General features: G+C 59.3%; 3 protein-coding genes. 2 read left to right on the plus strand and 1 reads right to left on the minus strand.

The genetic code is table 11. The annotated features are described in order from the left end of the window. Positions 1 to 323 (minus strand): carboxymuconolactone decarboxylase family protein (locus WCJ41_RS20255; RefSeq protein WP_336907649.1); only part of this gene is annotated, 323 nt, incomplete at its 3' end. Positions 324 to 501: 178 nt separating this feature from the next. Between WCJ41_RS20255 and WCJ41_RS20260 the strand changes: the two genes are divergently transcribed. Together WCJ41_RS20260 and WCJ41_RS20265 are read left to right on the plus strand one after the other, a co-directional pair. Continuing rightward, entirely contained in the window at positions 502 to 3,660 is a 3,159-nt protein-coding gene (locus tag WCJ41_RS20260; RefSeq protein WP_336907650.1) for an AAA family ATPase, read from the plus strand. Between the two features lie 3 nt (positions 3,661 to 3,663). Further along, entirely contained in the window at positions 3,664 to 3,912 is a 249-nt protein-coding gene (locus WCJ41_RS20265; protein WP_336907651.1) for a nickel-binding protein, read from the plus strand. The last annotated feature ends 508 nt before the right edge of the window (positions 3,913 to 4,420 follow it).

Here is a 4,420-nt window from a genome sequence, read left to right on the forward strand (position 1 = left end):
ATCGCTACGGCCTCGCGGATTTCCTCATCCGTCGCGCCGTTGGCCTTGGCGGCGGCGGTGTGGAAATAGACACAGTAGCCGCAAGGAATTTGGGCCGCGACGGCGAGCCCGATCAACTCCTTTGTCTTGCCATTCAAGGCAGTCGCGGGATTGAGCTGGACCATCTTGAATTCGGCCCAGGCGCCTGCGATTCCAGATTCCGGGAAAGCCCGGAAGAACGCCGGAACCATGCCCAGAGTTGCTTGAATATCGGCATAGGCTGCGGTGGCAGCGGGGTCTTCCGCCCGGGCGGTGGCGATGCCGGTGAGGCTGGCGAGGGCCACGGCGCTTACCAGGCCAAATGTCTTGAAGGATAGCTTTCTCATCATTCATCTCCTTGATTTGACGGAATTTGCAGCGGGTTGAGCTTCACTTGAGGATCGAGATCTCCGAGTGGCTTTCGCATCGTCGATCTGTGGAGTAGAATGGATGCTTGGCGTTGTAACCATAGTTGGAATGAACGTGGAAACGCGGACGCCGCCGATGCGATTACGGAATGCTGGCGACGGCATGTCCATACGGCTGCTTGGCGAGATCAGGGTTCAGCGTGGCATGAACAATGTGACGCTGCCCGCGTCGAAGCGGACACGCGCGCTACTGGGATACCTCGCGGCGACCGCCACGCCCCAGCCGCGGCAAGCTCTGTGCGATCTCCTATGGGATGGGCCGGACGACCCACGCGCGGCACTACGATGGAGCCTGACCAAATTGCGCCCCATCGTGAACGATGATGGAATTGAGCGCCTGATGTCGGACCGCGAACACGTCTCGCTGTCGCTCGGTGATGTCCAGCTTGATGTCGCTATAGCTAACAGTCTTCTTCCGGCAGACCCCGGTGACCTCGAACTTTCGCAACTGGAGAAAGTCTTTTCGCTCCTCCATGGCGAATTCCTTGACGGTCTCGACTTGCCGTCATGCTACAGGTTTCATCATTGGTGTCTGGCCGAGCGTGAGCATTGGAGCGCGACACGGAGGCGCGTACTCGCCCTGCTGTTGGACAAACTCGGAAACAACCCTGAACGAGCCTTGCCATACGCCCGGGCGATGGTCGCGGAAGATCCTTTGTCGGAGGTATCTCATGGCAGTCTCGTCGCCCTGCTTTCGAAACTCGGCAGGCGCAAGGATGCACAGGACCACTACGACTACGCGCGGAGCATGTTGAGGCGTGAAATAGATGCACCGCTCACTGGCGATCTCCAGCCGCCGGTCAGCCCGCAACGGCCGTCCGCCCCCAACATTGTCAAGGTGCCCAATGCGCACAGCGACGCCGAACGGCGTCCGAACCTGCTGGATTTGACGAGAGAGCACAGCCTCATCGGCCGGTCTGGCGAGATGCGGGAAATATCCTCATCACTCGAGGCGCTTCGATCCGGGTCTCCCGCGGGGTCAATGTTGTTTGTCGGAGAACCGGGCATCGGAAAGTCGCGGCTGCTTGAATATGCCACCAAACAGGCTACCCGGGAGGGCGCCCGCGTGGTGTCCTCAAGATGTTACGAGGCCGAAGCCGTGCGTCCATTTGGCTGCTGGGCCGATGCGCTTGTTTCCTTGATCGACGCAACAACTGACTCTTCGGTGCGGCGCGATCTCTCGGTGTTTCTGCCGGGGCACGAAGTTGCTGCAAACGACGATGGCAGCCGCAATCGCCTGTTTGCGGCAGTGCACACTTTGCTGAGATCGCTGGCAGTGGATCAACCTTTGGTGATGATGATCGATGATCTGCAGTGGATTGACGAGGCATCGTCGGCTCTTCTGCATTATGTGCTGCGCACGTCCGGCGGGCCAGGCAACATGCTTTTCATAGGTTCGGCGCGCCTTGACGAAATCGACGAAAATCCGTGGTGCAAGCGTGCTGTTGCTGCTCTTACACAGACCGGCGCGCTCAAGCGGATCATGTTGCAACCCATGACCGCTGATGAAGCCGCCCAGTTCTTCGAACCTGGTGCGAGTGCCGGCAGGATCGCTATGGCACTCAAGCAGAGTGGCGGCAACCCATTGTTCCTCACCGAACTTGCAAAGACCGATCAGCTGGACAACGTCATTCCGGAGGGCGATCTGGACACATTGATCAGTGACCGGATTGCCATGCTCGACGAGTCGGAACGGGAACTGATTGTGTTTGCCTCGGCAACGACGCGAGACTTCAAGCCTGAATTGCTTGGGGCCGCAATGGCATTGCCTGTGGGGCAGTTGATCGAGAGGATCGACAGGCTGGAGCGTCGCGGTCTTCTCAAACCGGGAAACGAGGACCGCTTCGACTTTGCCCACGACCTGATCCGCCAGACAACTTATCGCAGTCTATCACAACCGCGCCGGCAACTGATCCATCGTCAAATTGCCCGGGCTCTCGAAGCGGCCGCTCAGCGTGACGAGACGCTTTCCGGGGAACTCGCCTACCACGCCGGAGCGGCTGGAGACCATGGTCTCGCGGTAAGAGCGTTGATTGCGGCAGGAGAACACAGTCTTCGCCTGTTCGCCAACACGGCGGCAATTGATGCGGCAGACCGTGGGCTGGGCCATCTTCAGCATCTCTCCACTGGCCCCAATCGTGCCCATTGGCACATTGCCTTGCTCAAGGTGAAGGTTTTTGCCGCCGCAAGTCCAGGTATCCGCACCAGGCCAAAATTATACGACGAACTGCAACGGGCGGTGGAAGCGGCAGAGTTGCTCGGACTGCGCGACGATGACGCGGCTCTCGGCTGGCATATGGCGTCCTGGCTGGCCCAGGGTTCAAACGATACCATTGGCGCGCAGCAGGCAATCCTCCGGGCCGAAGAGTTGACCCGACCGATGGACGACTTCACCCGGTGCCAGCAGCTCGCAAGCACTGGCCGTTGTTTGCTCGAGGTCGAGGGCGATGTGCAGCGCACACGCATATTTCTGAGAGACGCAGAGCGCCTTGCGGCCACACTTGGTCAGAACTTTGTTGAGCTCGAATGGGGCCGCGGGCTCATTGCCCGGTGGGACGGCGATCTCGCGAAGGCACAGGAGTCGATGCGGCGTGCATTGACACTCGCCCGCCTGCGGGAGGATCGCTGGCGCGAAATCGAATGCTTGGTCTGGATGGCCAAGATTGCAGTTGAATGCAGGCAGACCAACGAACTTGAGGCGTTCTGTAGCGAGATAGATCTCGTCGCAGCCCGTATTGGCGATGGCGCGGCGCCGGTTGCCGACGCGTTGCGGCTGGTTGGTGCAATGATCGACGGGAGTAAAGTTTCCAAATTGGAAGTTGAAGGAACGCTCTCCGCTCTGCGGACGCTGGATGATAAGGCACAGCTTGCCTACGTCTTGAACCAGATTGCCCAATGCCACTTGGAGCGCAATCAATTTGAACCGGCGCTTGCCCCAGCAACCGAAGCGCTGGAGGCCGCAAGAGCCGTCAAACGGACGACCGAGATTGTCGTCGCCACTTCCATCATTTCATCCATCCACGCAGCTAGGGGCAATGTGTTGGAAGCGGGCAGCTTATTGGAATCGTTGAAAAATAGTGTTGACGACTTCTCGCATTTGAGCGCCAGAGCTCAAGATTGCCTGACGCGCGCAGAGTCCAGCACAGGAATTCCGACGCCAGTCCAAAGGGCAATACCCCACCGTGCAGTCAGCATTTCAAAAGGAGGATTTTGAGTAATGCCTAGCATCATCGTGGAACGAACCTTTGCCAGTCCGCCGTCCGACGAGGATCTTACTGCTGCCGGCATCCGCGAAAGGCCCTGCCTCGCAATCTATGGTGTGGCGTGGCGGCGCAGTCTGCTCTCGGCGGATCGGCTCCGCATGATCTGCCAGTATGACGCCCCTGACGCCGAAAGCGTGCGAAAGGTGCAACGTGAGGCTGGCAACAGTTTTGATCATGTCTGGGCCGGCTCCGTCATTGAGTGAATCTGGATAAGGCACCGTATTTGACTTCTACGTGTGGTATCGGTTTACGCCGTGAATGGCGCATTTGGGAGGCCGGATATCGTCCCGAGAGGCGGTTCGTCGCCTATCGATACGAAACGGCCTCTGCAAAAATGTGTCCAGGACGGCCGTCGTTGGCTGACTTGGGGTCGACTGAGGGGCTCTCGGGCGGCCCGAAAATCGTTCTCACATGACCAAGACACAGAACAGAAATCCGCAGCCGTGCAGCGAGCGCCCCCACCATCGCCAGGAACCGAATGTCTGGCTATTGTCCCGCATGGCGGCCTGCTATGCGCAGCTAGGACGGATGGCCGATCCCCCGATAAACCCCATGACGCGCGCGCAGAGGCGTCTAAAAATTCGATGACCTTTTAGTCGGATCAGGCCCCGCCGTTGACGAAACGCAGATGTTCCACATGCTGGCACGGGCCTCGACCCCATCCACCAATGCCGCCGGAGCCTGATGGCCACCCACGGGCCTCTGTAGGGC

The sequence above is a fragment of the Aestuariivirga sp. genome (assembly GCF_037139295.1).
Taxonomy (GTDB): Bacteria; Pseudomonadota; Alphaproteobacteria; order Rhizobiales; family Aestuariivirgaceae; genus Aestuariivirga.

Coding starts and splice junctions, on each gene's coding strand:
- WCJ41_RS20265 (WP_336907651.1), top strand. CDS start 3,664: ATGCCTAGCATCATCGTGGAACGAACCTTTGCCAGTCCGCCGTCCGAC.